At 69.8% G+C, this 3,482-nt stretch carries 2 protein-coding genes; both read left to right on the forward strand.

Annotation, left to right across the window (positions count from 1 at the left end):
* Positions 1-188 precede the first annotated feature (188 nt).
* Positions 189-2,072: a dihydroxy-acid dehydratase gene (gene ilvD / locus QK444_RS34255; protein ID WP_282786162.1), complete on the forward strand. Its 1,884-nt coding sequence runs from the start codon at positions 189-191 to the stop codon at positions 2,070-2,072.
* A gap of 273 nt (positions 2,073-2,345) precedes the next feature.
* Positions 2,346-2,909 carry a hypothetical protein gene (locus QK444_RS34260; RefSeq protein WP_282786163.1) on the forward strand — a complete coding sequence of 188 codons (564 nt, stop codon included), beginning with the start codon at positions 2,346-2,348 and terminating at the stop codon, positions 2,907-2,909.
* Positions 2,910-3,482: the final 573 nt, after the last annotated feature.

Consider the following 3,482-nt stretch of genomic DNA (forward strand, 5'->3'; position numbering starts at 1 on the left):
CCCCCCCCCCCCGGCCGGTCCGCGTTCGGCGAATTCCTGCACGGCCGCCTCGAGTAGTCGCCGCTTGGTGCCCTCGGTATCCCACGCCATGGCCCCATCCTAGTAATTCCAACCAAACGGTTGCAGTTATGCGCCGGGTCGTGCCAAACTCCAACCAAACGGTTGCAGATTGTTCAGGAGGTGCCGGGATGCCGGAACTGCGGTCACGCACGGTCACACACGGCCGGAATATGGCGGGCGCGCGGGCGCTCATGCGCGCCAGCGGCGTGCCGTCGGCGGATATCGGTCGCAAGCCGGTGGTCGCGGTCGCGAACAGCTTCACCGAATTCGTGCCCGGCCACACCCACCTCCAGCCGGTTGGCCGCATCGTCTGCGACGCCGTGCGCGCGGCCGGGGGTATCGCCCGCGAGTTCAACACCATCGCGGTGGACGACGGCATCGCCATGGGCCACGGCGGCATGCTCTACTCTCTGCCCTCCCGCGACCTCATCGCCGATTCCATCGAATACATGGTGAACGCGCACTGCGCCGACGCCCTGGTGTGCGTCTCCAACTGCGACAAGATCACTCCCGGCATGCTGATGGCCGCCCTGCGCCTGAACATCCCGACCGTGTTCGTGTCCGGCGGCCCCATGGAGGGCGGTACCGCGGTGCTGGTGGACGGCACCGTGCGCAGCCGCTTGGACCTCATCGTCACCATGGCCGAGGCGGTCTCCCCGCTGGTGTCCGACGCCGATATGGACCGCATCGAGGAGAACGCCTGCCCCACCTGCGGTTCCTGCGCGGGCATGTTCACCGCCAACTCCATGAACTGCCTGACCGAGGCACTGGGCCTGGCCCTGCCCGGCAACGGCACCACCCTCGCCACCCACACCGCGCGGGGCGCGCTGTACGAGGCGGCGGGCCGCACCGTCATGGAGCTGACCCGCCGCTGGTACGACGACGGCGACGCCGGAGTGCTGCCCCGGAACCTCGCCTCCCGCAAGGCTTTCGACAATGCCATGGCCATGGATATCGCCATGGGCGGTTCCACCAACACCATCCTGCATCTGCTGGCCGCCGCGCAGGAGGCCGGACTGGATTACACCCTGCCCGATATCGAGGCCATGTCCCGACGGGTGCCGTGCCTGTGCAAGGTGGCTCCGAACGGCTCGTACCTCATCGAGGATGTGCACCGCGCGGGCGGCATTCCGGCGCTGCTGGGCGAATTGGACCGAGCCGGACTGCTGCACGGCGATGTGCGTGCGGTGCACGCGAATTCACTGCGGGAATGGCTGGACGCCTGGGATGTGCGCGGCGACAACCCGATTCCGGAGGCTGTGGAACTGTTCCACGCGGCTCCGGGCGGCGTGCGCTCGGCGACGGCGTTCTCCCAGTCGCGGCGCTGGCATGCGCTGGATCTCGATGCGGCACAGGGCTGCATCCGCGATATCGGCCACGCCTTCACCGCGGACGGCGGTCTGGCGGTGTTGCGCGGCAACCTCGCCCCCGACGGCGCGGTGGTGAAATCGGCCGGTGTGCCCGCCGCCCTGCGCACCTTTACCGGCCCGGCCGTGGTGGTGGAATCACAGGAGGAGGCCGTCGAAGCGATTCTCGCCGACCGGGTGCGCCCCGGCGATGTGCTCGTGGTGCGCTACGAGGGACCGCGCGGCGGGCCGGGGATGCAGGAAATGCTCTATCCCACCGCGTATTTGAAGGGACGCGGACTCGCCGACAGCTGCGCCCTGGTCACCGACGGCCGCTTCTCGGGCGGTTCGTCGGGCCTGTCCGTCGGCCATGTCTCCCCCGAGGCGGCGGCGGGCGGCCCCATCGCCCTGGTCCGCGACGATGACACCGTCACCGTCGACATCCCCGCCCGCGCGCTCACCCTGCACGTCGACGACGCGGAACTCGCCGCCCGCCGCGCCGCCCTGGTCGCCGGTCCCGGCTACCGCCCCCGCGACCGTCGCCGCCCGGTGTCGGCGGCCCTGCGCACCTACGCGCTGCTGGCCACCTCCGCGGACCGGGGCGCGGTGCGCGATACCGCCGCCCTGGACGCCTGGCATCGCGACCGCGCCCGGGCGACCGGGTAGCCGCCACGCACAACCGCGATCGAGCCGCCGTCACGCACACCCGAGCCAACCAGCGGCCGCCACACGGCCGAGTGGGGCCTGCGTACGGGTCGGGCCTGCATACGTATCGGTCTCTCCCGCCGCACGGGCGGTCCGCGTCTCGAACCACGGGCCATCACGAACCTCGGGACATCGGCCGAGGCGTCACCGGTGCGGCCGCCCGATATCTCCGGTGCGAGCGTGCCTCCGAATTTGTAGGCTGCGCAGGTGTTCGAGCAGACAGTGGAACCGATCGTGATCGATCTAGCGCGCGGGACGAAGGGGCGGGCCCTGGCCGGGATCCTGGTAGCGGGCGGGTTCGGCCTGGTGGCCGTGATCAGTGCGAGTACCGGCGGGGTGTCGGGTGGGCGCGTCGCCGAGGTGTTCGCCCTGATCATCGGAGCCGTGCTGCTGCTGATCGCCGTCGTCGGCGTGCTGGGCTGGCGGCTGCTCACCCGGCCGCGTCAGCTGATTCTCGACCGCAACGGCATACGCTGGCACGATCCGCAGGGCGCGCCGTGGGCGGTCGCCTGGGCCGAGCTGTCCGCGATCGCGGTGTCGCGCACGGTGAATCGACGTCCGACCCCGCGCAGGATCGCGATGGTCCGGCTCGACCTGTTTCCCGCGGACCCCGAGTTTCGGAACCGGCATCCGGAGATGAACCACCTGTGGGAGTTCCACAAGATCCGCGACGGCTACCGGCTGCCCTTCGGTTCGGCCGACGAATTGGTCGCCCCGCTCGACGCGGCCCTGAGACACTGCGCGGGACCGCGCTACCTCGGCGTCCGAGACGAAGGATTCACCGTCGGACTGTTCTGATGACCTGCCATCTCCTGGCTGAGCCCTGACCGCGCACGTGGCCCTGACTCATCAACCAACGATCCGACCGGCGGGTTTGCCAGAGCCCTCTGTTTCTCTCTCGATACAGAGGCGTAGGCCCGCCACACCTCGTACTGCCAACTTTCGAAGAACCCTTCGTTGAGGTCATCTCAGCGTCTTTCGTCCGGAGAGCACCGGCGGGGTGTGGTGCGCCTGGGCCGATTCTCGCCGACGTGCGGCTGTGGGGCGTGCCCCTACGCCCGGCTCACGAGTTTGGCCGGGGGTGGTGTTGTCGAGTGGGTCGTGCCGCGTAGCGGCTTACTGGCGTAGGTGATCGCCCCGACCTGTACGCGACCGTGGGCCGTGGTGCTCGGTAAGCCACTGCCGGGGATGGTGGTGCAGGTTCACGCGAGGAGCCCGGGCGGGGTGGATACGGGTCGGAGGTGCCCACACGACACGGCCGGGATACCGGCCGCTACCGACACCGGCACTGCGGCCGCCGACACCGATACCGCCGCTACCGATACCACCGACACCGATGTCACCGGAGCCGGTGCCGTTGTCAGTCCCGCT

It is taken from the genome of Nocardia sp. CC201C, from assembly GCF_030010695.1.
In the GTDB taxonomy this organism is placed as follows: Bacteria; Actinomycetota; Actinomycetes; order Mycobacteriales; family Mycobacteriaceae; genus Nocardia; species Nocardia otitidiscaviarum.

Coding starts and splice junctions, on each gene's coding strand:
- ilvD (WP_282786162.1), top strand. CDS start 189: ATGCCGGAACTGCGGTCACGCACGGTCACACACGGCCGGAATATGGCG.